The organism is Chitinophaga sp. 30R24, assembly GCF_049056765.1.
Lineage (GTDB): Bacteria > Bacteroidota > Bacteroidia > Chitinophagales > Chitinophagaceae > Chitinophaga.
Window position 1 is genome coordinate 131,932 of record NZ_JBJGXX010000004.1, and the last position, 25,817, is coordinate 157,748.

At 42.9% G+C, this 25,817-nt stretch carries 23 protein-coding genes and 1 tRNA gene; 12 read left to right on the plus strand and 12 right to left on the minus strand.

The features are described 5' to 3' along the window. The first annotated feature begins 13 nt into the window (after positions 1 to 13). The 10 genes from ACDQ55_RS12530 (at position 14) to ACDQ55_RS12575 (ending at position 12,594) form a co-directional block, all read left to right on the plus strand. Positions 14 to 1,672, plus strand: coding sequence for an FAD-dependent oxidoreductase (locus ACDQ55_RS12530; RefSeq protein WP_420981739.1), 1,659 nt, complete (start codon positions 14 to 16; stop codon positions 1,670 to 1,672). A gap of 11 nt (positions 1,673 to 1,683) precedes the next feature. Then, positions 1,684 to 1,947, plus strand: a complete 264-nt coding sequence (locus tag ACDQ55_RS12535; RefSeq protein WP_420981740.1) for a UBP-type zinc finger domain-containing protein — start codon at positions 1,684 to 1,686, stop codon at positions 1,945 to 1,947. A gap of 122 nt (positions 1,948 to 2,069) precedes the next feature. After that, positions 2,070 to 2,654, plus strand: a complete 585-nt coding sequence (locus tag ACDQ55_RS12540) for an RNA polymerase sigma factor (protein WP_420981741.1) — start codon at positions 2,070 to 2,072, stop codon at positions 2,652 to 2,654. Between the two features lie 47 nt (positions 2,655 to 2,701). Then, positions 2,702 to 3,667, plus strand: a complete 966-nt coding sequence (locus ACDQ55_RS12545) for a FecR family protein (protein ID WP_420981742.1) — start codon at positions 2,702 to 2,704, stop codon at positions 3,665 to 3,667. 34 nt (positions 3,668 to 3,701) lie between these two features. Continuing rightward, positions 3,702 to 7,094 carry a SusC/RagA family TonB-linked outer membrane protein gene (locus ACDQ55_RS12550; RefSeq protein ID WP_420981743.1) on the plus strand — a complete coding sequence of 1,131 codons (3,393 nt, stop codon included), beginning with the start codon at positions 3,702 to 3,704 and terminating at the stop codon, positions 7,092 to 7,094. Between the two features lie 17 nt (positions 7,095 to 7,111). Beyond that, a complete protein-coding gene (locus ACDQ55_RS12555) occupies positions 7,112 to 8,707 on the plus strand; it encodes a RagB/SusD family nutrient uptake outer membrane protein (RefSeq protein WP_420981744.1) in 1,596 nt (531 codons plus the stop codon). Between the two features lie 107 nt (positions 8,708 to 8,814). Further along, positions 8,815 to 10,233 (plus strand): hypothetical protein, encoded by a 1,419-nt coding sequence (locus ACDQ55_RS12560; protein WP_420981745.1) that lies wholly within the window; start codon positions 8,815 to 8,817, stop codon positions 10,231 to 10,233. 49 nt (positions 10,234 to 10,282) lie between these two features. Then, positions 10,283 to 11,080, plus strand: a complete 798-nt coding sequence (locus tag ACDQ55_RS12565) for a patatin-like phospholipase family protein (RefSeq protein ID WP_420981746.1) — start codon at positions 10,283 to 10,285, stop codon at positions 11,078 to 11,080. Positions 11,081 to 11,285: 205 nt separating this feature from the next. After that, positions 11,286 to 11,717, plus strand: coding sequence for an SRPBCC family protein (locus ACDQ55_RS12570; RefSeq protein ID WP_420981747.1), 432 nt, complete (start codon positions 11,286 to 11,288; stop codon positions 11,715 to 11,717). Positions 11,718 to 11,814: 97 nt separating this feature from the next. Further along, a complete protein-coding gene (locus ACDQ55_RS12575; protein ID WP_420981748.1) occupies positions 11,815 to 12,594 on the plus strand; it encodes an alpha/beta fold hydrolase in 780 nt (259 codons plus the stop codon). Between the two features lie 52 nt (positions 12,595 to 12,646). Here ACDQ55_RS12575 and ACDQ55_RS12580 read toward each other — a convergent pair whose 3' ends face one another. Both ACDQ55_RS12580 and ACDQ55_RS12585 read right to left on the minus strand, forming a co-directional pair. Then, positions 12,647 to 12,991 carry a four-helix bundle copper-binding protein gene (locus ACDQ55_RS12580; RefSeq protein WP_420981749.1) on the minus strand — a complete coding sequence of 115 codons (345 nt, stop codon included), beginning with the start codon at positions 12,989 to 12,991 and terminating at the stop codon, positions 12,647 to 12,649. Positions 12,992 to 13,056: 65 nt separating this feature from the next. Next, positions 13,057 to 13,827 carry a DeoR/GlpR family DNA-binding transcription regulator gene (locus ACDQ55_RS12585; protein WP_420981750.1) on the minus strand — a complete coding sequence of 257 codons (771 nt, stop codon included), beginning with the start codon at positions 13,825 to 13,827 and terminating at the stop codon, positions 13,057 to 13,059. A gap of 527 nt (positions 13,828 to 14,354) precedes the next feature. Between ACDQ55_RS12585 and ACDQ55_RS12590 the strand changes: the two genes are divergently transcribed. After that, positions 14,355 to 15,245 carry an SDR family oxidoreductase gene (locus ACDQ55_RS12590; RefSeq protein WP_420981751.1) on the plus strand — a complete coding sequence of 297 codons (891 nt, stop codon included), beginning with the start codon at positions 14,355 to 14,357 and terminating at the stop codon, positions 15,243 to 15,245. Between the two features lie 81 nt (positions 15,246 to 15,326). Here the strand turns inward: ACDQ55_RS12590 and ACDQ55_RS12595 are convergent, their stop codons facing one another. From ACDQ55_RS12595 to ACDQ55_RS12625, 7 genes are all read right to left on the minus strand, one after another. After that, positions 15,327 to 16,991 (minus strand): Hint domain-containing protein, encoded by a 1,665-nt coding sequence (locus ACDQ55_RS12595; RefSeq protein ID WP_420981752.1) that lies wholly within the window; start codon positions 16,989 to 16,991, stop codon positions 15,327 to 15,329. Between the two features lie 434 nt (positions 16,992 to 17,425). Beyond that, the gene (locus ACDQ55_RS12600) at positions 17,426 to 19,552 is read right to left on the minus strand and encodes a TonB-dependent receptor (RefSeq protein ID WP_420981753.1); all 2,127 of its coding nucleotides are present in this window, start codon (positions 19,550 to 19,552) and stop codon (positions 17,426 to 17,428) included. Between the two features lie 115 nt (positions 19,553 to 19,667). Further along, a complete protein-coding gene (locus ACDQ55_RS12605; protein WP_420981754.1) occupies positions 19,668 to 19,991 on the minus strand; it encodes a DUF6660 family protein in 324 nt (107 codons plus the stop codon). Between the two features lie 86 nt (positions 19,992 to 20,077). Continuing rightward, positions 20,078 to 20,491: an arsenate reductase ArsC gene (locus ACDQ55_RS12610; protein WP_420981755.1), complete on the minus strand. Its 414-nt coding sequence runs from the start codon at positions 20,489 to 20,491 to the stop codon at positions 20,078 to 20,080. 50 nt (positions 20,492 to 20,541) lie between these two features. Continuing rightward, the gene (gene arsB, locus ACDQ55_RS12615) at positions 20,542 to 21,627 is read right to left on the minus strand and encodes an ACR3 family arsenite efflux transporter (protein ID WP_420981756.1); all 1,086 of its coding nucleotides are present in this window, start codon (positions 21,625 to 21,627) and stop codon (positions 20,542 to 20,544) included. 117 nt (positions 21,628 to 21,744) lie between these two features. Beyond that, the gene (locus ACDQ55_RS12620; RefSeq protein ID WP_420981757.1) at positions 21,745 to 22,074 is read right to left on the minus strand and encodes an ArsR/SmtB family transcription factor; all 330 of its coding nucleotides are present in this window, start codon (positions 22,072 to 22,074) and stop codon (positions 21,745 to 21,747) included. Positions 22,075 to 22,466: 392 nt separating this feature from the next. After that, positions 22,467 to 22,540 (minus strand) — tRNA-Asp (locus ACDQ55_RS12625). Between the two features lie 544 nt (positions 22,541 to 23,084). Between ACDQ55_RS12625 and ACDQ55_RS12630 the strand changes: the two genes are divergently transcribed. Further along, positions 23,085 to 23,927 (plus strand): rhomboid family intramembrane serine protease, encoded by an 843-nt coding sequence (locus tag ACDQ55_RS12630; protein WP_420981758.1) that lies wholly within the window; start codon positions 23,085 to 23,087, stop codon positions 23,925 to 23,927. Between the two features lie 48 nt (positions 23,928 to 23,975). Here ACDQ55_RS12630 and ACDQ55_RS12635 read toward each other — a convergent pair whose 3' ends face one another. From ACDQ55_RS12635 to ACDQ55_RS12645, 3 genes are all read right to left on the minus strand, one after another. Then, positions 23,976 to 24,344, minus strand: coding sequence for a hypothetical protein (locus tag ACDQ55_RS12635; RefSeq protein ID WP_420981759.1), 369 nt, complete (start codon positions 24,342 to 24,344; stop codon positions 23,976 to 23,978). Between the two features lie 357 nt (positions 24,345 to 24,701). Beyond that, positions 24,702 to 24,899 (minus strand): KTSC domain-containing protein, encoded by a 198-nt coding sequence (locus ACDQ55_RS12640; RefSeq protein ID WP_420981760.1) that lies wholly within the window; start codon positions 24,897 to 24,899, stop codon positions 24,702 to 24,704. A gap of 31 nt (positions 24,900 to 24,930) precedes the next feature. After that, the gene (locus ACDQ55_RS12645; protein ID WP_420981761.1) at positions 24,931 to 25,779 is read right to left on the minus strand and encodes a helix-turn-helix domain-containing protein; all 849 of its coding nucleotides are present in this window, start codon (positions 25,777 to 25,779) and stop codon (positions 24,931 to 24,933) included. Between the last annotated feature and the right edge of the window lie 38 nt (positions 25,780 to 25,817).

The window sequence follows — 25,817 nt, forward strand, 5'->3', positions numbered from 1 at the left end:
TTAATTAAAAATTATGAATCTGCCTATCATATTTGCTTTGGATGATGATAAACAGGTGCTGAATGCGCTTACTCAGGACCTGAAAGCTTACTATAGGAAGTCTTACCATATTTTAAGCACAGCATCGGCGAATGAAGCGTTGCAAAGTTTGATAACGCTGAAGAACCGGAATGAAACGATCGCGCTTTTTATATCGGACCAACGTATGCCGGAGATGGAGGGCGTAGACTTCCTGCAACAGGCCATGGAAATATTCCCTGCTGCCAAAAGGGTATTGCTCACTGCTTACTCAGATACCAGTGCAGCCATTAAGGCGATCAATGAATTAAGGTTGGACTATTATCTGATGAAACCCTGGGATCCGCCGGAAGAAAAATTGTATCCTGTGATCAACGATCTGTTAGACGACTGGCAAAGTTCCTACCGGCCAGAATTTCATGGTATCAAAGTGATTGGACATCCTTTTTCTGCCAAAGCATACGAGATCAAGGAATTTCTGGGTAGTAACCTGATTCCTTACCATTCTATAGATGCAGCCGGAGAAGAAGGACAGCAACTGCTGCAGTTGAATAAGCTGGATAATACAGCCTTGCCTGTAGTAATATTTGAAAATGGGGAGGTAATGTCTGCCCCGGCTATTATTGATATTGCCAGCAGAACTGGATTAAATCCGGCCCTGAAAAATGAAATCTATGACGTAGTGATCGTAGGGGCGGGGCCAGCGGGGCTCGCAGCTTCTGTATATGGCGCTTCAGAAGGCTTAAAAACGTTGTTGATAGAGCGGCATGCACCAGGAGGACAGGCAGGTACCAGTTCCCGGATAGAAAATTATCTTGGTTTTCCCTCCGGGTTAAGTGGAGCCGAGTTAACCCGCCGCGCTATTGCCCAGGCTACACGTTTTGGGACAGAGTTCCTGTCGCCCCAAGTGGTGAAAGCTATCCGCCTCAAAGCCGATTATAAGATCGTTTGTCTGGAAAATGGCACCGAAATTAATGCAAGGGCAGTGGTGATTACCACGGGGGTCGACTACCGCAAGCTAGATACTATTGGCATAGAACAGTTTACTGGTGCTGGCGTGTACTACGGGGCTGCCACTACGGAGGTGGCATCCTGTAAGGATAAAATAGTATATGTATTGGGTGGAGGTAATTCTGCCGGGCAGGCAGCGGTATATCTTTCCCGTTTTGCGAAAGAAGTATTTATTGTTATCCGGAAAACAGATTTGGTAGCTACGATGTCTGCCTACTTGATCGATCAAATAAAAAATATTCCTAATATCACTTTGTTGAATAACAGTGAGATCGTGGAAGCGGAGGGCACAGACAGGCTGGAATGCCTGAAAATTGTACATACACCCACCAATACTATTAATGAAGTGAGGGCAGATGCCTTATATATATTTATAGGCGCTAAACCTTATACAGATTGGTTAGGCGATTTGATTATAAAAGACGAGAAAGGATATGTACAAACCGGCCGGGAAATGAAATCCTTCGATCATTTTGGCAAGCTCTGGAAACTCGACCGCGAGCCTTATGTACTGGAAACCAGCTGTCCTGGCATATTTGCTGCCGGCGATGTGCGTTCTGGCGCGATGAGTCGTGTAGCTTCCGCAGTAGGAGAAGGTTCCATGAGTATTAGTTTGGTACACAAATATCTGGCAGAAGTTTAAAAAAAGTTTTTATGGCACAGTGTTCACACCTCCAGGCAATTACCGAAGTAAAAGTAAGTGAAGCGTATGTTTGTGAAGAATGTATCAAACATCATGGCGGATGGGTGCATCTCCGGACTTGTCAGACCTGCGGTGTTACGCTGTGCTGCGATGATTCCCCCGCCAAACATATGACACAACATTTTCATGAGACAGGCCATCCTGTAATCGCATCTGCAGAACCAGGTGAACAATGGTTATGGTGTTATATAGATAAAGTACTGGCTAAATATTGATTCAGCAAGATAACCAGGGAATAATATACTCCCCCCTTTGGTTAGTAACTCATCAGAATTAATATCCACGTAATATAGAGCTACTACTTTTGTAGTAACCGATATATTCCTAATTTATGTTCGTGGATCATAAAATACCCGCTCAACCGGCCTCTTCTCGGGCGGAATTTGAAGCATCTGTAGCTGCTTACTGGGATAAGCTGCTAGGAATAACAGCGGCTAAAACCAATCCGCATGATGCTTTTGATATTGTGCAGGACGTGCTGTTGTCGTTATGGGAGAAGTGGGAGGAAGTGCCTAAAGATGAAACACTGGAATATTACCTCCTCCATGCCCTTAAATACCGTATACTTAAATATTATCGTACCAGCGACCGTTATCAGGCGCACCTGAAAAAATTGGAAATAGTGCTGAACGATACGTTGGAAACATCTGGCGCGCTTGCCCAGGAAGAGTTGTATGTATTAAAAGAAACTGTTATCAACGAAGCATTGGGCAGTTTAACGCCCAGCCAGCGCCAACTATTTGTACTGCGTGTAAGAGACCATTATTCTTATCAGAAAATAGCGCAACAATTGGGAATAGATCCTGCCTCCGCAAGGGTTTTGTACAGCCGTGCATTGAAGCAAGTGAAAGCGCATATTAAAGCTAATCCAGCCTTAACAGCCAGTCTTGTTTCTACTTTAACCTTGTTTACAATTTCTTAACCTTACTATTGGTTAACATTTTTTGCACTGCGGGTATTCAAGAGTAGATGACAACAAAAAACAATCTTAAGGCAAATGTACTGTTAGAAAAATTCCTGGCAGGAAAATGCACTCCGGAAGAACTGGAGCTGTTAGATAACTGGTATGATGGTATCGGAGATGAATCCAATAATGGATTGTCTCCGGAAACAACTGCCTATTATCGGGAGATGTTTTTATCGAATTTTCACAGCAAGTTTCCAGCAAATATAGTATGGTGGAAACGTCGTCCGCTGCAATGGGCTGCTGCAGCATGTATGCTGTTGTTGGCCGGAGGAGGTTACCTATGGCGTTATCAGCAACATAAAACCGCCGCCAGGGCCAGCGTATTGGCCACTTTTGTAGTGACCAATGAAAACAGTACGCCAAAGCTAGTCGTGTTGCCAGATAGTTCGCACGTATGGTTAAACACTACAACATCTTTACGTTGGCAAGGAGATTTTGACCAGAAAATACGTAGTGTGCAACTGACTGGCGAAGGTTTTTTTGAAGTGAACGGAAAAGCTGGAAAGCCTTTTATTATTCATACAAGGGATATGGCTATCCGTGTGTTAGGCACACAATTTAACGTAGAAGCCTATGCCGGTGAAGGTATCACCAGGGTATCGCTGATACAGGGTAAAGTAAAAGTACAAACGCGTAAAGAGGGCAAAGTAACCGCAGTATTGCAACCAGGTTATGCTGCATCTTATTATAACGGTGAACAAGGAATAGACATCAGTGAAGTGCCAACTGATAATATGATGGCTTGGAAAGAAGGCGCGTTTAGCGCTACCGACCTGCCCTTTGAAGATGCTGTACTACGCCTGTGCACACGCTACGGGTACAAAGTACAGTGGGAAAATACACAAGGCATTGATAAAAATATTTCTGTATTGTTTAAGAAAGAAAGCTTTGTGAAAATGCTTGACAATCTATGCTATATCAGTCGTAAACAATATCATATTACCAACAGACAGGTTACCATTTACTAACTATTGCGTGAACATTCCCTGTAAAAAACAAATCATGAACATGAAATCTACCATTTCAGATCAGTGCCCTCGTAGCACCGGGCCTGCTGCATCCAGGATCAGACAGATCCTCTTGCTTGGATGCGCTCTTTTGCCCGCCTCTATGGGTTATGGCAGGCAAAATGTGTTGAACGAAAAAGTGAAGCTCGACATTTCACGCGCCTCCCTTTCACAGGTGCTGAGTGCATTAGGTTCTCAGAGTAGCTTTACATTTAATTATGTGAAACAAGACTTCGACAAGATCATTGTCAAAGATTACAAGCCTGATAATATTACTTTAAACGACGCATTGAACCTGCTTCGTAACAAGTCCGGCATTGAGTACAGTGTAAGCGACAAAGCTATCCTGCTGAGAAAATCAGAAAAGGAACAGAGTGCACAAAACACTGCTGTAGCTGTGGTTACCCGGAAAATTACCGGTAGAATTACTAATGAGCAGAAAGAACCTATACCTGGTGTATCTGTATGGGTAAAAGGAACTAAGACCAGAACAGTGACAGATGCAGATGGGAGATATGAGATCACCGTGGAAGATGAGAAAGTAGTGCTGAACTTCAGCTTTGTTGGATATGAGTCAGTAGAACAAGTGGCTGGCAATGCAGACAATCTGAATATCAGTCTCAAAGTTAGCAGCAGTGCTCTCAACGAAGTAGTAGTATTGGGTTATGGTACTGCTAAAAAAGGTGATCTCTCTGCCGCTGTAGCTACTGTACCAGACATGAAACAGATCAAGGAACGGCCGGTAATGGATGTGCCTAACATGATTCAGGGTAAGGTACCTGGTGTAACTGTGGTGAGCAATGGTGGCCATACCAGCAATTCCAATAAAGTGGTAATCCGCGGTATGGGTTCCCGTCAGGACGAAAACGTATTGTATGTGGTAGACGGTGTACCCGGCGCCCCTTACAATCCAGCAGATGTGGAGTCTATCACTGTACTGAAAGATGCGGCTTCCGCAGCGATCTACGGTGCTTTCTCCGGATCAGCAGGTGTTATCCTGATCACTACCCGCCAGGCAGCAAAAGGACAGCCTAGCGTACAATACACCGGTTTTGTTGGCGCTAAACAAGCTTGGCGCACACTGCATTCGCTGAGTGCACAAGACGAAGCGAATGTATACAACCTGGCCTACAAAAATGCTGGTATGCCTTTACAGGACGGATGGAACGCTGAAAAAAATCCGGATGGTATGATCACTCGTACTGACTGGACAAATGAGATATTCCGTACTGGTATCACACAAAGACATAACATCAGTGTAAATGCGGGTTCCGACAAATTCTCTACCCTCTTTCAGGCCCGTTACGAGAATGAAGAAGGAACGCTGATCAACACTTATAACAAAAATATTTCCCTGAGATTCAACAGCTCTTACGAATTCACTAAGAAGATCAAGCTGCATGAAAATATCTTTTGGAATAACAATGATAACAGGGATGCTGAAACCGCCAGCGGTTACAGTGGCGTTATCCTGTCTGCCATCTACATGCCCCGCTCAGCTACCCCTTACTATGCTGACGGTACTTTTGGTGGCGTAGGTCCACGTGGTTCCCAGTACAATGGTATCTATGGTGATGCGATCAACCCGGTAGCTACCCTGTTGAGAAACAAGCCTTACAACAAACGCAGCGATCTGCAGTCAGTAACTGAATTGAGTGTTGCTGATGTTATTCCTGGGTTGTCTTATCTCTCCCGTTTTAGCTATCGCCAGAATAACGCGCTGTGGAAAAACTTTGAACCTAAGAGAACAGAGCCTGGAAAACCAAACGATCAGAATACTTTATCCTATTCTACCGATAAGAGCTATAACTGGATCTGGGAAAATACCCTGAACTATAATAAGCTCATCAATCGCCATAACATCGGTGCAATGGTGTCTATGACTGCACAAGAAGCATCTGGCCGTAATTTTTCTGCCTCTGCTAAAGGCTTTGAGAATGAAGCTGATTGGGCGCAGTTTTTCACAAACGCTACCATTTTTAACCAAAGCCAACCAGGTGATGGTCAATGGGTAGACCGTACTGCTTCTTACGTAGGTAGATTGTCTTACAGCTGGGCAGACCGCTATTTCGTGACTGGTAGCTACCGTTACGATGTGGCAGGTCGTTTGGCACAAGGTTATCAGGCAAAAGGTTTTCCTGGTGTAACTGCTGCATGGAAACTCAGTTCTGAACCATTCTTCCAGGTAAAAAATATAGACCTGCTGAAAGTAAGAGCTAGCTGGGGAAGAATCGGAAATATCGGTTCCATCGGATATAGCTATGGTTATCCTACTCTCTCGCCTGATTATACTTACCAGGTGGGTAATGGAGCGCCTAGATCTAACTCTTTGGCTAACAGTAGCCTGTACAATGCTTCCCTCTCTTGGGAAACTTCACAGCAAAAAGATATTGGTATCGATGTTAGCTTGCTGAAACAGCGTCTGACCCTTAATGCCGATTACTTCGATAAACTGACTTACGACCTGATTAAACGCCAGGATACTAAATGGCCTAACACTTTCGGTTATGGTGCACCATTAATTAACCAGGGTAAAATCGGTAATAAAGGTTTTGAGGTAGCTGCAAGCTGGAACGATCACGTTGGAACAGTAGGTTATAACGTTAGCGCTAATATCGCTACTTTAAAGAATAATGTAGTATACATTGACGATAACCAGAATTCCTTCTGGGCGCATGGTGAAAGCTTCAGAGGTGTACTGAATCCTTACCGTTCAAAAGTAGGAGAGTCTTACTACTCTTATTGGCTGATCAAAACAGCAGGTATCTTCCAATCTGATGATGAAGCGAAATCTTACCAGAAAGATGGTAAAATGGTTCAGCCAAATGCTAAAGCCGGTGATCTCAAATTTGTGGATCAGAATGGTGATGGAAAAATCGACGATGGTGACCGCGTATACATGGGTAGCGCATTCCCTAAAATGACTTATGGCTTTACTGCTTCCGTTACCTGGAAGAACTTTGACCTGAGCGTATTTATGCAGGGTGTAGGCGGCGTGAAATTGTTCAATGCCTTTAAAATGACCACCCTGAGCGGTTCTGAGCAAGGTTACAACCGTTGGGATAAAATACTGGATGCATGGTCTCCTGAAAACAAGGGCTCCAATATCCCACGTATTTCTGCCAGCGATCCTAACAAAAACTTCCAGACTAACTCCGATTGGTACCTGGAAAATGGTAACTACCTGAGAGTAAAGAACCTGTTGCTCGGTTACACCTTCAAGAAAATGAGCTGGAACCAAGGTCTCCGTGTATACTTCAGCGGTGATAACCTGCTTACTTTCACTAAGTATACCGGTATGGACCCAGAAGTGGGTGGTATAGGGTTTGATGGCGGACAGTTCCCTGTTTCCCGTACTTATTCACTCGGTGTTAATGTTAAATTCTGATCTAATCAAACAGTATTATGAAAAAGAAAATCATTTATATATCTCTCCTGGCCGCTGTAATGGGTGGTATGAGCGCCTGTAACAAATGGGTGGATAGCAAGCCTTATGGTGCGCCCAGTACAGCTTATTTCTGGCAAAGTGATAACGACCTGCGTAAAGCAACCAACGATATGTATGTGGCTATGCGTTATGAATCTACCTGGGGAAGGGACCTTTTCTGGGTACAGGACGCCAGCGATGACTTAGTTGTAGGAAGACCTAAAGCAGACGGTGAAAATATCAAGAACTTCATTCCAAGTGGCCGTGAAGGTTATCTGACCAGTGGTTGGAACGACCTTTACAGAACGCTCAACAGGGCTAACCAGGTAATTGCAGGAGTACCAACTTCTAAGAATACCACAGAGGCGGCACGTAACCAGGCTTTAGGTGAAGCTTACTTCATGAGAGGCTTTACCCATTTTTGGATCGCTTACCTGTGGGGACACAAAAATCAAGGTGTTCCTTTCGATGCAGCAGAAAATCCGGAATTTGGCAAACGTATGGCGCCGCAGTTACCTTCTGTAACTGATGACTATGCACAGATTATCAGCGATCTGCAGAAAGCCGCTGATCTGTTGCCAACCTTTGAAACATATTCAGCAGATAACCAAGGCCGCGCACATAAGGCAGCTGCATGGGGTTACATGGTGAAAACATACGCTTACTGGGCACAATATGATGCTTCTAAATGGGCATTAATACCTGCGCTGTGCGATAAGATCAAGAATGAAGGCCACCGCGCACTGGTACAAGGAAAAGGAAGCGGTAAAGAGAATTACAGATCTGTTTTCACTATCGCTAACAACTGGAGCACTGAATACATCTGGTCCGTTACTTCAGGCGTACAGGGTGGTTCTGAATTTCCTGGTGTAGTGTTGGAAAATACCGGCTGGAATATCTACAATGGTTGGGGATATTTTCAACCTACTGCAGAACTGTATGATGAATACGAAGAAGGTGACCCTCGTAGAGAAGTAACCATTCTTAACTACGGTGATAAATTCACTTACTTCGGTGAAGAAAGAGAATATTGGTCTAATAACAGCTTGTCTGGTTTCCAAATGAATAAATACATGGAACCATATACTTATGGTAAAGATGGCAAGTCTAGTTCCAATACTTATATTAACCAAAACGGAGACTATCCTACCACCGCGCTCAATCTGCCGTTGATGCGCTACGCAGAAATCCTGTTGTTTAAAGCAGAAGCGCTGATACAGCAAGGAAAGAATGGAGAAGCAGAAGCTCCATTGAATGAAGTGCGCAGCCGTGTAGGGTTGACGCCGGTGGTAAACCCTACTATGAACGATCTTAAGCATGAGCGCCGGGTTGAATTGGCTTGCGAGTGGACAGACCGTTTACAGGATCTGAAAAGATGGGGAGATTACGATAAGATCAATGCACCGCTGCATGGTCGTATACACGCTAATAAGTCTGATTCTCAATCACCTTATACCATTCAAGTGATATGGCCTAAGCGTAACTTTGATCCAGCTAAGCATATGGCATGGCCTATTAGCCCCGATGAAATTTCCCGGAGCAACGGCACCTATAAGCAAACCCCAGGTTGGTAATCGTTACCTAACCTGACGGTTGAAAAACGGTTGAAGCGGATAGTAACTGCAGATATTTATGTATATCTTCGGTTACTATCCGCTTCAACCGTTTTAAGTTTCCCCATATGCCTGCATGGAATACATACGCTGTTCGTTTTATTTGTCTGGTGTTTGCCTGTACCGGTTGTGCTAACACTACCGTAAATACCTCCCCGCTCCCCATTGATAGCACTAAACCATTATTCAGGGATTTTATGGGCATTAATGCCCATGTAACTTTTAAACCGGCCTTGTATGCAACCGTGTGTAGATTGGTACGCAGTTACCACAACATCGATTGGGATGCCACTGCTCCCGGTGATTCCCTGCATATTCCGCTTACCTTGAATCATATTAATTGGCAACAAGACGTATATGGCCCCTGGAAGGCCACCGGTTTTGAAACAGATATCTGTTTGCAGTTTAATCAATTAGGCCCTGCTAATTCCCATTACCGCACTTTGTGGACCGGTCATGAGTCCTGGGCTTATCAGTATGGTAAGGCGATGGCCGCCTGGTACGGGCCTTCCGGAAAAAAGCAATTGAATACTTCTTTTGAAATTGATAATGAACCAGGTAATAGGTTTGATCCGCAGCTTTATCGCCGGCTGTTTAAGGAGATGGCAACAGGTATCCGTGCTGGCGACCCCAAGGTTCGTATTGTAACGCCCGCAGTGACTGCCCGCCATGCAGATGATTATTCCCAGGGGCTCAACGATATGTACGCCGATCCTGACATACTACCGCTTTATGATGTCATTAACCTGCATACCTATCCTATATTGCCCAGGTTTGCAGGGAATGATAACAGCTGGAACCGGAGTTATCCGGAAGATCGTTCCTTGGATTATCTTCGCGTTGTGGACGCGGCTGTTGCCTGGCGTAATCGGTATGCCAAAGAAAAAGATATCTGGATCACGGAGTTTGGGTATGATGCCTGTACACCCGCAGCCATGCAGCAGCGGAAAGACTGGGCGCTGAAGCTTAATTGGCAAGGCGTGAGCGATCTGCAACAGGCGCAATACCTGGTAAGGTCTTTTCTATTGTTTGCTGCCATGGATATACAACGGGCTTATCTGTTTTATTATAATGATGAAGATGAAGCGTCGGTGCATGCCGCCTCCGGCCTAACCCGCCATTTTATTCCTAAACCCTCTTTCTGGGCAGTGAAGCAATTGTATGAGACATTGGGCGACTACCGTTTCAACCGCATTGTAAAAAAACAGGACAATGATTTATATGTGTATGAATTTGTACATAGCCGTAAGCCCGGGTCGCGGATGTGGGTGGCTTGGTCGCCCACCGGGACAGGTTCGCAGCATAAGGAGGGATATGTGCCAAAGGAAGGGACGGTTGTACTGGATCAGTTGCCATCGCCTCCTCAAAGCATAATAGGAATGGCTACTACAGCCGGCGTGGCGCCGGAAATACCCTGGCAACGTATTGGCGATAGTGTTATCCAACTGGTGATAGGAGAAAGTCCCTTATATATTGTGATGGAGTAAAATAAGGCTTTCCATTGGATTACTCTGCTAGTTTTCTATATTAGTCCCCATGAATAAACTGAAGACCCAAACAACGGTAAGGCGTCCGTTTGTATTATCCGGAGGAGGCGCCCGCGGTTACGCCCACCTAGGTGTGTTAAAGGCTTTTTCCGAATGCAATATTTATCCTGAAGCAATTGCAGCTACGAGCGCTGGTTCTATTGCAGCAGCTTTTATATGCGATGGGTACAGTGCCGATGAGGTGAGGGCTATATTCCGGGAGCATAAGCTCGGTCTTTCTATGCAGTGGAAGAACTGGCGAGCTGGTTTCCTGTCTCTCAAAAAAGTTGAAGAAGTATTACAGCATACTTTAAGACATAAAACCTTTGAAGAACTGGAGATTCCATTGTTTGTGTCTGCTACTAATTTTTTAAATGGTAACCAAACGATCTTCCAGGAAGGTCCATTGATTCCTGCTATTTTAGCTGCTTCTTCAGTACCGCTGTTGTTTCCGCCAATAGAGATAGAGGGAATACAATATGTAGATGGCGGTTTATCGGGCAATTTACCCATAGAACCGTTGCTGGCAGACTACCAGGGCACTATTGGCGTGCATGTAAACCCACTTACTCCTTATAACCCGGCAACGGGACTTTTTGCCAATGTAGAACGTACCTTGAACTTGATTATGCAAGAGCCGGTATTGAAGAGTAAGAAGTTGTGCAGTTATTTCGTGGAGCCTACCGGCTTGGGAAAATATGGTATATTTGAATTTAACAGGTTGGAAGATATATATACGACAGGTTTGGAATACACTCAAAAATTATTGCAGCAAACGCCTTTTCCGGTGATAGTTAGCCATTCTTAAATCCTTTTGCAGTATGGCTGGTTTACCGGATGCAACAGCCTGGAGATGTTGGTAAATGAGCGGGATAGCTGCGAAGGGCTTGACTGCCGTCAGGATATGTCGCAAATGCTCCTTTATTTTGTCGTATTCAACCATTCTGCATGTGCGATACTCCACTTAAGTTTGCAATATCAATTATTATTCACTGTTTTAAAAATTGTAAATAATGAACACAGCAGATAAAACTACCATCACTGTATCTACTACCGTAAACGCCCCGATAGAAAAAGTATGGAAATTATGGAGTACACCGGAAGATATTATTAAATGGAACAGTGGTGCTGATGATTGGCATACTCCACGGGCAGAAAATGACCTGCGTACAGGAGGTAAGTTCTTGTCGCGCATGGAAGCCAAGGATGGCAGCATGGGCTTCGATTTTGTGGGTATTTACGACGAAGTAAAGTTGCATGAATTGATTGTGTATAGTATTGAAGACGGGAGGAAAGTAACGATTCATTTCGAAGGTAACGGGGCTACTACCGAGGTAATAGAAACATTTGAAGCGGAATCCACTCATCCGGTAGAGCAGCAACGTAAAGGCTGGCAGACTATTCTGGATAACTTTAAAAAATATACAGAAACGGTTACTTATTAATGCAATAAGCTAAATATATTTTTTCCGTATATGCATTTGCGTTATATGATATACTTGTTTGGATAAAGTGTATGCGTAATCTTTAAAAAATAACGACATGGACACTTCACAATTATCAGGCTACGCGCCGGTAAACGGACTGCAAATGTACTATGAAATACATGGTACAGGCAAACCTTTAATATTGCTCCATGGCAGCTTTATGACCATTAATCTTAATTATGGCTCATTAATTCCGGAGCTGGCAAAAAACCACCAGGTGATTGCTTTAGAGATGCAAGGGCATGGTAGAACGGCTGATATCGACCGTCCGTTTTCTTATCCAATGTTGGCCGACGATGTAGCCGCTTTATTACAATACCTGAAAATAGATCAGGCAGATGTGCTGGGTTATAGCCTGGGTGCTACCGTTGGATTGGAACTAGTGATCCGGTATCCATCATTAGTTAATAAACTGATCTTTATTTCTTCGGTATATAAATATGAAGGATGGACGCCTGCAGCGAGAGAAGTATATCCTACTATTGAGCCGGAGTTCCTGTCGCAAACACCCTTAAAAGCAGCGTACGATAGTTTGGCTCCTGATAAGGAACATTGGGCCGACTTCGTGAACAAACTGATGAAATTTGACACAAGCCCTTTTGATCTGGGTACAGAAAATGTAAAGGCCGTTAAAAAGCCGGTATTTATCATCAGTGGGGATAACGATGGGGTAGATCTCCAGCATATTGCCACCATGTATAACCTTTTTGGAGGCGGTGTTCTTGCTGATATGGAAGGATTGCCTGCTTCCCGGTTGGCGATCATTCCCGGTGCCACACATGTAAGTATAATGTCTGAAACGGATAAATTACTGAATTTGATTAACAGCTTTTAGCAGTTTATCAACTTATAGAGGCTGGTAACCAGCCCCTATAAGTTGATAACGTTTACCTTCCGACCGGAGCAGACATTTCCTCACAGATTGCTGCGCATTTTCTACACATATCTGCACATTCCTTGCAAAAATCCAGATTAGCATGTTTATCACATTCATCTGCGCAACGGTAGCAGATGTCGGCGCATAAATGACACAATTGCTCAATCATGGTGCCTTCCATGCTTAGGATAGTGGCCGTAGCATTACACATAACGGCGCATTCCCGGTTTAACTGGATGCACATAGTCAACATGGAAAGATCTTCTTCCTTTAAACAAGCCGTAGCGCAATAATCACAAGATGCTGTGCATTCCTGGCAGGCTTCGATGCATTCCTGATAATGACGATCCATCATAACGTTAAGTTTTACAGGTAAAAAAATAATTACTCTGTATATGCTCCAATGACCGTTCCGGATATTTACACTATCGTTACTTTTACTCCCATGTCTTCCATTCTTTTTACAGTATGGGTGGGTATGCCGTTATCGGTGATCACCTCATCAATGTCTTCTATGCTGCAAATGCGGCCAAATCCTCTTTTGCCAAATTTGCTGGAGTCTGCCAAAACAATGGTTTTTTGTGCAGTAGCAATCATTTTTTGGTTTAGTTGAGCTTCCATGATATTGGTGGTAGTCAGACCAAATTCAATGTCTATACCATCTACGCCCAAAAATAATTTACTGCAGGAAAAGTTTTCCAGGATCTTTTCTGCATAAAGGCCGGTAACTGAGGTAGAGCTGCTCCGTAGAGACCCGCCTAATTGTATTACTTCAATATTTGGGTGGCGCAGCAGTTCTAATGCTACATTCAGTGCGGCGGAGATTACTGTGAGATGTCCTTTGGCTTGTATATGTTTGGCGAGCGCCAGTACAGAAGTACCGGAGGCCATAATGATGGCATCATTAGATACGATCTGGACAGCCGCAGTTTGGCCGATCAAGTTTTTTTCATCCCGGTGGATGTTCTCTTTTTCATTGACCGGTTTGTCGATAGTGTACGGATTATGAATAGTGGCGCCTCCATGGGAACGGAATAATAAGGATTTATCTTCCAGCAGTTGTAGATCCTTTCGTATAGTGACCCCGGATACATCCAATTCTTTACATAGTTCCAGTACATTAACGTATCCTTTCTCATGCAGTTTGTTGAGAATATACTTATGACGTTCGGCAATATTGATCATAGACATATCCTATAAAAGTAATACATTGCTGTTTATTGGCGTCAGTAACAAATATCGATAAAAAAGCTGAAAGCCGTTGGTGAGAGAAAACGCCTGTAAGATAGCTTTTTCGTACCCTACTTTCACGTTAGTAAGATTTTTCCCTTTACTTTATTTATTTTTGGTGTAACGATGTTCGCTGAATTTGAGCATTACATAAAGAAGCAGGCAGGGCTGTGTAATGAGGATATACAGCTGATGCGGTCGCTAGCTGTAGCACGTACGCTGCAGCGGAAAGAGGTATTAGCGCCATAAGCTCTACGGCAGAGGAAAAGTATGATGAATTTGTAAGAACTTATCCTGACATTTTTGCGCGTGTGCCATTGCACATGGTAGCTTCTTATCTTGGTGTTTCGCGGGAGACACTTAGCCGTATACGGTATACACAGCTGAAACGATAAATGAAAAATGGTGACAAATGTCCTTGATTTTAGTAGTGGGTTTGATCAATTTGCAGCAGATCAAACCTAATTGTTAACTAAAAAAATACAACAATGCGTGTATTTGTAACAGGGGCTACGGGTTTTATAGGCTCGGCCATAGTAAAGGAATTAATAGGTGTGGGTCACCAGGTGCTGGGCCTGGCGCGATCGGCAGCTTCGGCTAAGTTGCTTATAGCTGCGGGGGCAGAGGTGCATATGGGCACACTTGACGACTTGGAGAGCTTGAAGCGCGGTGCGGCTGCCGCAGACGGGGTAATCCATACGGCCTTTATTCATGATTTCTCCGACCTTGCCGCTGCCGGCAGAACGGATAAACTGGCAGTAATAGCCATGGGTGAAGCGCTGGAAGGAACAGGTAAAGCGCTGGTGGTGACATCCGGAATTGCACACCTGATACCGGGCCAGGTAGGAACGGAAGAGGATGCGCCTAACCCTAATTCGGCAGCGAAACACAGAATACCATCGGAAGAAGTAACACTGGCACTGGCTGCACGCGGAGTGCGATCCTCGGTGTTGCGCCTGGCGCCATCGGTACATGGGGAGGGAGATCATGGCTTTGTGCCGGCGCTGATTGCCATAGCTCGTGAGAAAAAGGTTTCAGCTTATATAGGTGAAGGGCTTAACCGCTGGCCTGCAGTGCACAGGCTTGATGCAGCCCACCTGTTCAGGCTGGCAGTGGAAAAAGGTATAGCTGGCAGCAGGTATCATGGCGTGGCTGAAGAAGGTATACCCTGCCGCGAGATAGCAGAGGCGATAGGGAGACATTTGAACGTGCCCGTAGTAAGCAAAACCCGCGAGGAAGCAGTAGAACATTTTGGCTGGATTGGTAATTTCTTTGCCACAGACTGCCCTGCCTCAAGCAAGCTAACACAGGAAAGGCTGGACTGGCGCCCAAGCCAACCAGGACTGATTGCAGATCTGGATATGGGACATTATTTTTAGTTTTTGTTTATAAATGGCAATGGACTGTCTTAAAAGTAAGATTTTAAGACAGTCCATTGCCATTTATAAAATGTGCTCATATCAGGAGCGTTTATCCCTTAAAGCAGAAGTATAGTCCTGGTGCAATTCCGGTTTAATGCGGGGCAGCATATAGTCAAGGTCTTCATATGCAGCAACTGTATTGTAGCGCATGGTTTGTTGATCTCCGCAAAGAATACCATTGGCATAATAATTAGCCATATTATGTGGGAAGTTCTCATCTGCCTGTTCTTCTGTATTCCCCAGTACCAGGCCATAAAACATATCATCGTAGGAGATGGCTTCAATGGTAGCCACAGTAGAAATGCCTTCTTCGGTAACGATACTGTCGCCGGCTATGAGATCGGAGAGTGCACGGCATTTATTGGCAGTCATAAAGATCATATGGGAGCCAGTAGAGATGAGGTTTTTGCCGTTGGCGGTAGTGAGCTGATATATTTCTCCCTTTGCCGGATCAGCGCTATGCTGTCCCTGCACGGTAGCTGATACAGCTAGGCTGCTACCATTAGTACCTGTTTTTACACGATAGGTTTCATTGAGTGTTTCCGCCGGTTTTTTGCTACCATCTTCCAGTGTGATGAGTGTGCCTTTTGCTACGCAATGCCACCAGAAATAGAGGTTAGGAATTGTTTGGCAGTTGTTGGATTGTGCTTCCGGAATCTTACCCTCACTACAAACAGAGAATATCGCATAATAACCTTCTTTGAGGGGTATATTAAAGGAAAAATAGAAATAGCTATCTATCTGATCGCCTATGCTGGTGGTGTCATATACAATAGAGTTGGTATGTTGATAACCAAGTTGATCATAAGGGTAATTCCAACGTAGGTTATTAGATTGCGCCCCTACAGAGAAGGCATCCACCATTTTTTGATCTGTACTGATATCTGATGCACGATTTAATTCACTTGTTGATCCTCCTGTATTACTGATAAAAATACTGGTAGTAAGGTTTGAGATATTTAGGCTTCCTAAGTCTACAGTGCCATTTAAATCGGCACTGCCGGTGAAGGGAACAATGAGATGTGGATTGGTATAGTCGGTATCTTCTACATATACGTAGTCGGCATCACCAAGTGTTTGATGGGGCCTGTCGCGTCCAACGGCAATTTTAATATCTGTAGTATGAGTAGGGTAGACAGCAATCGGCGCTGTTATGTTGATGTTTATTTTAGCGTCTGATACAGCTCTGCTGCTGGTAAAGCTAAAAAAACGGGTAGCGCCATCTGTATCTGTTGCATGGCCCAGGAATAAAATGGTGAGGTTTTTTCCTGCCGGAGCGGCGGTAGTGCTTCTGGTAGGACACATTATAAAACCACTTCGTACAGCGGTGTTATCTCCCTGTGCCAGCATAGTATTAGTATCGGCATCAAATAGCATAATGCAACCCCCTTTTACCATGGTGTCGCTGCTAGAGCGCGACCAGATGGTAGCAGTGGCTTTTCCTGCATCGGTTTTGCCAGCATCCACCAAATGCACTCTGTCGGTATCAGGATGTACATTAAAGCTGGTAAACGTTTCCAGTGCTTTGTAAAGATGGGGGTAATCCTGACGTGATCTTCCTGCTGCTTCGAGCATGGTGGTAATATAATTCCGATGAACGGCATCCTTTGGGTCCAGGTACATTGTTTTTTCCTGGATAGATGATTGATGAAACACAATCAATTGGTCTGTTTGTTGCGCTGTTAAGTTCGGTAAAGACCGCATAAAATAGATTTTGTGGTTATTGATTGAGGTTTGTTTGATCTATACTGAGGGACACACATGACGTTTACATCAGAGATGTTAATTCTTCACTAATATATAATTTTTACATTAATAATGGTGGAATTTATTATTATTTCAAATAAGTGGTATTGCAGTATCGTATCTGGTAAATGATGCTATTGTAAATAGCCTACGTAGTAGGAATCCTAAATAATTTTAGTTGTCTGGTAAACCGTAAGATGGGATGCTGTTTTTATCTACCGGAAAATCCAGTTTGCCACATAACGGTTAATTAGTATTTATTAATTTTATCAGATAGTGGCCCAATGATCCCAAGCAGGGATATGACAATCAAAATACCCCTAGGTGGCATAGGTACGGGCAAAATTTGCTGTTTGCCCGTACCTATGCCATAGAGTACCAGAAGGATAATGCTATAGCCTCAATTTTAAGCCTCCGTTTACAACGAATCCATCCAGCGGGGCATATATATCCCTGAACACTGGATGCGTAACTGTACCGGTATAGATACTATCAAAACGGGTTTGTCTGGCGTCAAGCATATTTTCGAAATTCACGAATATTGAAAACCCTTCCCAAATCTTTTCAGCCATGAACCCGCATAACCAGTATGCCTTTCCTGTATCGTTATCACTCAAAGGTTGTTTGCTGTAATAGTATGCTTCCAGCCCGACTTTCCATTTATCTTCTATTTCGTACATCAGTACATTGTTAAGTCTGTGGCGGGCTGTTAAAGTGGTATTCCACTTTTTTTCCTGTTCTGCAATCTGTGCATCGGTGAATGTATATCCAATGAATAGTTTGAAATCTCTATACCCCAGTTTAACATTGGTTTCCCAACCTTTGGTGTTCATGTAACCATCCACATTGATAAGGTGATATGTGTTAGTCGATGTGGATTCCATTAATAACGGATTGTTTATCCGGGTGTAAAAAAATAACTGATTGATACTGAAACTTAATTTGCCGTCAAAGAAAGAGTTGCGGTAATTGACATCAAAATTCCCACCGTATGATCTTTCCAGTTCATTGTTGCCAGCATTGATCGGGAAAACATTTCTGAACTGAATACGTTCCGTCTCTTCTGTAAATATAGTTGGTGTTTTATATCCTAACCCTCCGCCTATACGGGAACTGACTTTAGGGGATATTTTGAACAAAGCGGAGATTCGCGGAAGCAGCACTAAGCCGTAGTTTATAACATAATCACCCCGCAGCCCTGTTTCCAGTTGTAACCAGGGGTTGGCCTTCCATGTGTTTTGCAAGAAAGCGCCAATAGTTTGCTGATCGTAGTTCCGTTTAAGAAATGCGTCTTTGGGATATTCTTTAAAATGGTCTGTATAGTAGTTTAATCCTCCAATCCATTCAACGTTTTCATGCTGATTACTGTAGGTAGCTTCTGAATAGGAGGAAAGCTGCTTTCCATCGAATATGTAATCAGGTATAGTGGTGGTACGTTGAAAATTGTTGATTGAGTTTTTAACTGCGAGTGTACTATGTTCATTCCATTGATGCTCGAAGGCGAATTGGGTAGATAGCCTGGTGCTTTTGTTTTTTTCAAAATAGCTATGGGTGCTGTTACCATTGCCTTTGAGGTATTTTATATCGCCGCCTGTACGATCTTCAAAGGCCCCGTTTAAGCCTATATTCAGTTTTGTTTTTGGGCTTAAATTGACAAAAAGCTTTGGATTTATAACATATCTTTCAAATTGCGGGATAGCTGTAAAATCTGTACTAGCAGGGGCATAGGGCCTATTGCTATTTCGGGAAGCGAATATAGTTACACCTACTTTTTCAAATTGTTGCCCATAATAACCGTTCACATCAAAGCCACCGGCAGAAGTGCCGTTCAGCAGGAAACGCAGTTCTTTTTCTTTCGTTGGGGCCTTTGATATAAGATTTACGAGACCAGCTATTGCACCGCCACCGTATAAAGTGGATGCGGCGCCTTTGATCACCTCTACCTGCTTTAAATCCAATGGAGGGGTTTGTAGTAGTCCAAATGAGCCGGAAAACCCTGCGTACAAAGGAAATCCGTCTTTCAGTATCTGTGTATATCTTCCATCAAGGCCCTGAATACGGATACTGGAATTGGCGGATGTGGCAGATACCTGCTGTGTTTGGATACCTGTATTTTCATTCAACATCATACGGATGTCTCCGGGCTTCATATTCCCTTTTTCTTCCAACTCCTCCCTGCCAATAAATTCAACTCGGGTAGGTATGTTCTGAATAGTTCTGCTGCTGCGGGTAGATGAAATAACTACTTCTTCTATCTTTTCTCCGGTATGCTCCAGCTGTACAATGATGGTATCTACTGGCAGTGGGAACTGAAGTTTTTTACTGTATTCCAGGTAGCCAATGAACCGCACTGTTAGTTCGTGACTGGCATCAGTAATATTATTTAATGTGGCTGTACCGAGGGAATCTGTTTGCATACCGATACTGGTGCCACTAAGGAGTACAGTAGCTCCTGGTAGTGGCTCATGGGAATCGGCGTCTCTAACAGAGACCAATATTTTATGTTGTGCGTGGCTCATGACAAATGAGCATAGCAACATTGCTATGAAAGTTATGCGTTTCATTCTTTGTTTGTAGTGTATAAATGTACTTCACCACCAGCGGTGTTACCTTGTAGATCTTGTTAGGATGGGATTATGTTAGCTGGGGAGGTTGGAAGATAGAAAAGGGGTATTGAATAACTGCGTTTTCCTTGTACGGGTAGAATACCTGTTTATCCACGTACACCGGTTTAATGATTTTAATACTCCCATCCGGGATTACTACCCCATGACAGGTACTACATGCGAAAAACGGTGAACATGGGCAGTCTTGTTGCTGGTGTTCTCCGTCATGATGGTTATTATGGCTATCAGCTGAGGTGGCAGTTGCATACATGAAATCATCCTCCTGGCAATCGCAGGGAATGCCGGAGAGTATAATTACATATAATGAAAATAACAAGAGTAGCCATTTCATTTGGCAAAAATAAAGAAAATATGGATTTCCTGATATTTAAGCAATAGGCCCAAATCTGGCCTATTGCTTAAATATCAGGTGCCACATTACAAATGAGCCGCTACAAAGGATTGGGTATACTCTTTTATGATCTGTCTTACTGTGCTGAACTGCTGCATGATTTCTTCTTCAGTTCCGGTGGCTTTTGCAGGATCCGGAAAATTTTCATGGAACTTCTGTGCGGTAGTTGGGAAAAACGGACACCTTTCTTTTGCATTGTCACAAACGGTAATTACATAGTCAAATGGAATACTGCTGTACTCACTAATATTATTAGACGTATGTCCGGAAATATCAATACCATCATCGGCCATTGTAGCGATTGCTTTAGGATTGACGCCATGTGTTTCTACGCCAGCGCTATAAATTTCGGCTTTGTCGCCGGCAAAATGTCTGAGATAACCTTCTGCTATCTGACTGCGGCAGCTATTGCCAGTACAGAGTACCAATATTCTTTTCATCTTTATAAAGGATTCTTTTAATTATTATTCGCTGGTCCGTTTTTTTGTTCCTATGCTTCTACAGTTACTACTGGAATTTCACTGTTACGATACCACTTCTTCCTGAGCCAGAAAGCAACATTTACCAGTGCAATCAATGCCGGTACTTCTACCAACGGACCGATTACGCCAACGAATGCCTGACCAGCATTAATGCCGAACACGCCAATGGCTATAGCTATCGCCAACTCAAAGTTATTTCCAGTAGCAGTAAAGGCGATTGAGGTAGTTTTTGAATAGTCTGCCCCCATTGTTTTACCTAAGAAGAAACTCACAAGGAACATGATAGCAAAGTATACCACCAGTGGAATTGCTATACGGATTACATCAAATGGAACCTGTACGATCAATTCTCCTTTAAGGCTGAACATCACAACAATGGTGAAAAGCAGTGCGATTAAAGTGACGGGGGAAATGAAAGGCACGTATTTTTCCTGAAACCACTTTTCACCCTTCCATGTAATCAGCGCATACCTGCTGATAACACCAGCTGCGAACGGAATATCAAGGTAAATACCTGCACTTTTTGCGATCTCTCCAATGGAAACGTCTACTGTTATACCTTTCATGCCGAAAACAGCCGGAAGCCAGGTAATGAACACATACGCATATACACTGTAGAGCAGTACCTGAAAGATGCTGTTCAGGGCTACCAGTCCGGCTGCATATTCCCGGCTGCCATCTGCTAACTCATTCCATACGATTACCATTGCAATACACCTCGCTAATCCGATCAGAATAAGACCGGTCATATATTCCGGGTATCCATGCAGGAATAAAACAGCTAAACCAAACATGAGTATCGGCCCAATCACCCAATTCAGCAACAGGGATACAAAAAGGATTTTTGTATTACGGAACACCTCACCTATATGCTCGTATTTCACCTTTGTCAGCGGTGGGTACATCATGAGGATTAAGCCGACTGCTAACGGAATATTGGTGGTTCCTGATGAAAAGGAGTTGATAAATATTGAAGATGAGGGAAAGAAGTATCCGATGCCTATTCCTGTAGCCATGGCGAGGAAAATCCATAATGTTAGGTAGCGGTCTAAAAAACTGAGTTTTTTATGTTGAGCCGGATTATAATTTTGCATAATTAATTGATAATAATTTTTAAATTCCAACTACTGTACTTCATTTATTCGTTTGCAGTCATGATCTAAATGATATTGTATTATTGCAATATTGCGATTATTTTAAGTAAAAAATTTTTAGCAGCAGCTATTCTTTAGCTCAATGTCTTTGAAGAATGAGTTGAACAAGTTTTTATACTGTTTCCATACTTTGGGGTTGATGCAGTAGCATACACTGGCTCCTTCGATTGAACCTTGGATAATTCCGGCTGTTTTCAGTTCTTTTAAGTGTTGGGATGTAGTTGCCTGGGCCAAACCTAATTCTTCTACCAGATCACCACATACGCAAGCGTTCTTTTTAACAAGGTATTGCAGGATGGCAATACGGGCCGGATGTGCCAAGGCTTTAGCCATCATTGCAATATCATTTTGCTGCTTGGTAAATAAGTCCGTTTTTGTTGCACCCATATCATTATTATTGTGTTATTGCAATATTACGATAAGTTTTCAATTTCACAAGAAACTGGAATATTTCTTCGCGTTACTGGAGAAGGAGATGAAGACTAATATGGTGGATACTTTCATGGGTTATGTAGCTGACGTACGGTGTTGGGATTGTCTTGGGGCCGGCATCTCATCGGTTAATAAGTGATGCACGTGGCATCACTTTAACTGCTATTATATTCTTGTTTTCGGATGATCTCCGCTGGTAATTTCAATAATAAGGAGGTAGTGTTGTGGTGTCTTTCACGAGATGATAATGCCGGAGTAGCTCAGACTCAACGCGCGCAGGCTAAAAACAGAAAATCCGCATCAATCATACGATTGACGCGGATTTAACTTTAAGAAAGTCCTTGTTGCGGACCAGACGGGACTCGAACCCGCGACCTCCGCCGTGACAGGGCGGCATTCTAACCAACTGAACTACTGATCCTTAATACTGGCGGGCATTTCAGCCGTTCTGTATTCCCGTTTGGGATTGCAAATGTAGCAAGATTATTTCCAATCCTCCAAATATTTTTTAAAAAAAATATAAAATTTATTGGTTTTCCCCGTGTTGGTCATGCTAAAAGCTCCTTCATGAATATTCCTGGAGGAGCTAAAATAAACGTAGTTATTTAGTAACCACATATCTTTTGAAACATGGTCGTCACTACCGTACTGCGATTGTATGGCGGCTTTATAATTAATATTGTTATTATCTATTTCATCCAAAAGATATAGCCAACGTCTTGGTATATTCCGTGGGTTTAGGAGAAGTTCGTATGGCCTTGGCAGTTGTATCACATGTAGCCCTCTGTGCATTAGGATATCTACTGTGGATTTGGTAAGGTGGCAGCAAAAAGCAGGTGATTTGTTTGCAGTGGGATAGTAATGCCTGTTAGTAAATGTTTTATCTTTGTCCAGATTCGTGGCTCGTGCTATGGTCTTTTATTGCATGGGCGTTTGAAAACAACCCTTAAAAATCCCTTTCTACTATGCAACATACCGGCATGATAACCCTGGTGATCATATTGGTCAATATTATTTTCTCTTACAAAGGATTTAAAAACCGCACTTTTTTTGATAAGTATACTTTCGAGGTAGAACGGGTAAAGGTATTCAGGGAATACTGGCGTTTAATTACCTCTGGTTTCCTTCATGTAAGCTGGAGGCATTTGTTGTTTAACATGATTTCCTTATTGACTTTCAGTTTGTTGTTGGAAACAGATCTGGGCGGCCTTTCTTTTCTGTATATCTATTTTGGTAGTTTGATAGGGGGAGATCTGCTTTCGCTGTTTATCCATAGATATGATAGCGATTATAGTGCAGTAGGAGCTTCGGGGGCTATCTGTGGAGTGATCTTTGCCTGTATTGCTTTGTATCCTGGTATAGGGATTAGTTTCTTTGGGCTGTTATCGGTACCTGGATGGTTGTATGGACTGGTATATGTTTTAATTGCGGTATACGGTATTAAATCCCGGCAGGATAATATTGGTCATGATGCCCATCTGGGCGGTGGTCTCACTGGTATGTTGTTGGCATTGTTCATATCCCCTCAGGCCTTGTTGGCAAATCTGCCCACCGTGCTGGTGATGGCATTGCCTTGTATCTTTTTTATCTATATGATTGTTACCCGCCCGTATTTCCTGTTAATCGATAATTATTTTTTCCGGCAGCACCAGGTATTCGCCGATATCGATGATAAGTACAATGTTGAAAAGGCCAGCCGCCAGAAGGAATTAGATGCTTTATTGGAGAAGATCCATAACAAGGGGATGAGCAGTTTAACTAAAGCAGAGAAAGAAAAATTGGAACGGTATTCCCAACAAATCAATTAGCAGGCAACTACACACTGGTATGGATAATTGTCTGCTAATTGATTTGTATTAGTTTTTTTTCGGTTTTGCATTTATAGGAATATTAACACGGGGTTTTCTGTAGGGTAACCATTCAGCTATTGTATCAATCTTATCATTTATAGGATCTAATTTTTCATCTACCGTATTAAACCTTTCATCTATAACGTTAAATCTTTCATCCACAATATCTAGTCTCTCATCAATACCATCCAGTCTCTTATCTATAACGTTCAGCCCTTCATCAATACCATCCAGTCTTTCATCAATAACGTTAAGTCTCTCATCAATATCATCCAGTCTCTTATCTATAGCATTAAATCTTTCATCTATACTATCAAATTTCTTCTCCATTCCATCAAACCCTGCCAGTATTTGTTCAAAGATGTTTGTATCCATTTTTTTAGATTTAGAATTCGGTCAAAATGTAAAACGCTAATAAAAATTATTCAGATCATGACCCTTTTAGAATAGGTGTGTTTTGATTGGTTAAAACATTTTTATTTGTTACGATTTTAAATCAAAATTAGCCATGGTTTGAATATCCGCAAAGAATAATTTTTATTGAGATAAATGATTGATAATCATTTATTAATGATATTTCATGAACGATGTAATATTGGCATGATAAACCATTGTATAGAATAATAATTCAGGTAATAAAATAATAGATATTCTACGAAGATGGAATGCTTAATTATTGATAAGGGGAAGACGGCATTGTTACAAGTATATATAAGCATTCATAAAAGAGGCCTATCTTATTTTTTCATAGTTGTAGTGGCCTTTAATATGTTTATTTAGGTAGATGCCCTTAGACTCCGCTGATTTCATAGCCAGGTATACTGCCTCGGGTACTTCTTTGTAATCATATATCATCCCGGATACAAATATGATCCGTAATGTATGGGTATTAGCACGATAAATCATATGGGCTACAACGGAAGAAGGCATAGGTGCCTTAGATCAATTATTGTACCGGCACTTATTGCTCTGCCTGGATAGCAGCAAGGTTGGAAGGATTATAACCAAACATCCTTTTAAAGGCGTCTGAAAAATGGGAGAGGTTTTCGAATCCTACTTCCAGGTACACCTGCGAAGGGGCTTGTCTCTTTTCGGCGATCAGAAAATGTGCTTCTTCCAATCTTTTTTTGATCAACCATTTTTCGGGAGGCAAAGGAAATACTTTTTGGAAGTCCCGTTTAAAGGTAGCCAGGCTACGGCCTGTTAACCGGGCAAACTGACTGATAGGTACGTGATAGGTGAAGTTTTGGTTCATAAAGGCTTCGAGGTCTATCTTGTGTGGTTCGCTGAAGTCGAACAAAAAAGATTTCATTTCCTGGCGGAAACGTAATAGCAGCTCTAATGCTTCCCGGGTTTTAAGTTCTGCCATAGCAGAAGTAAGTTGCACCGGCTGTTCATAATAAGGTTGTAAGGATTCAAAATATCCTTTCAGGAAAGGATCGGGCGATAATACCACTAGGCCTTTTCCCGTATAAGGGCCAGAGGCTACAATATTATGTTCTTTGCTGTACCGGTGTAACAGCGATTGTTCCAGGAAAATGCTGGTAGATCGGAATGGTGTGCCATCGGGTGCGCACAGCTTTAAGGATTTGGCCAGCTGGTTACGCCGGATAATCCCGAAGTCGCCAGGCATAAGGCTAATCGTACCTTCGTTGGTATAAAACCTGATTTCGCCCGCCTGTACGTAACACAGGGCGTGCTCGGCCACTATCTGTTGATGGCCACGTTTTTGCTTGCTCACACAGGAGTATAGGATATTATATTGCTGTTGTAAGTCTTCTGTAAAAGTTGTTGGTTTTGTATGACTCATTAATGTGGGTGCGTTTGTTTATCTATAAACAAAGATCC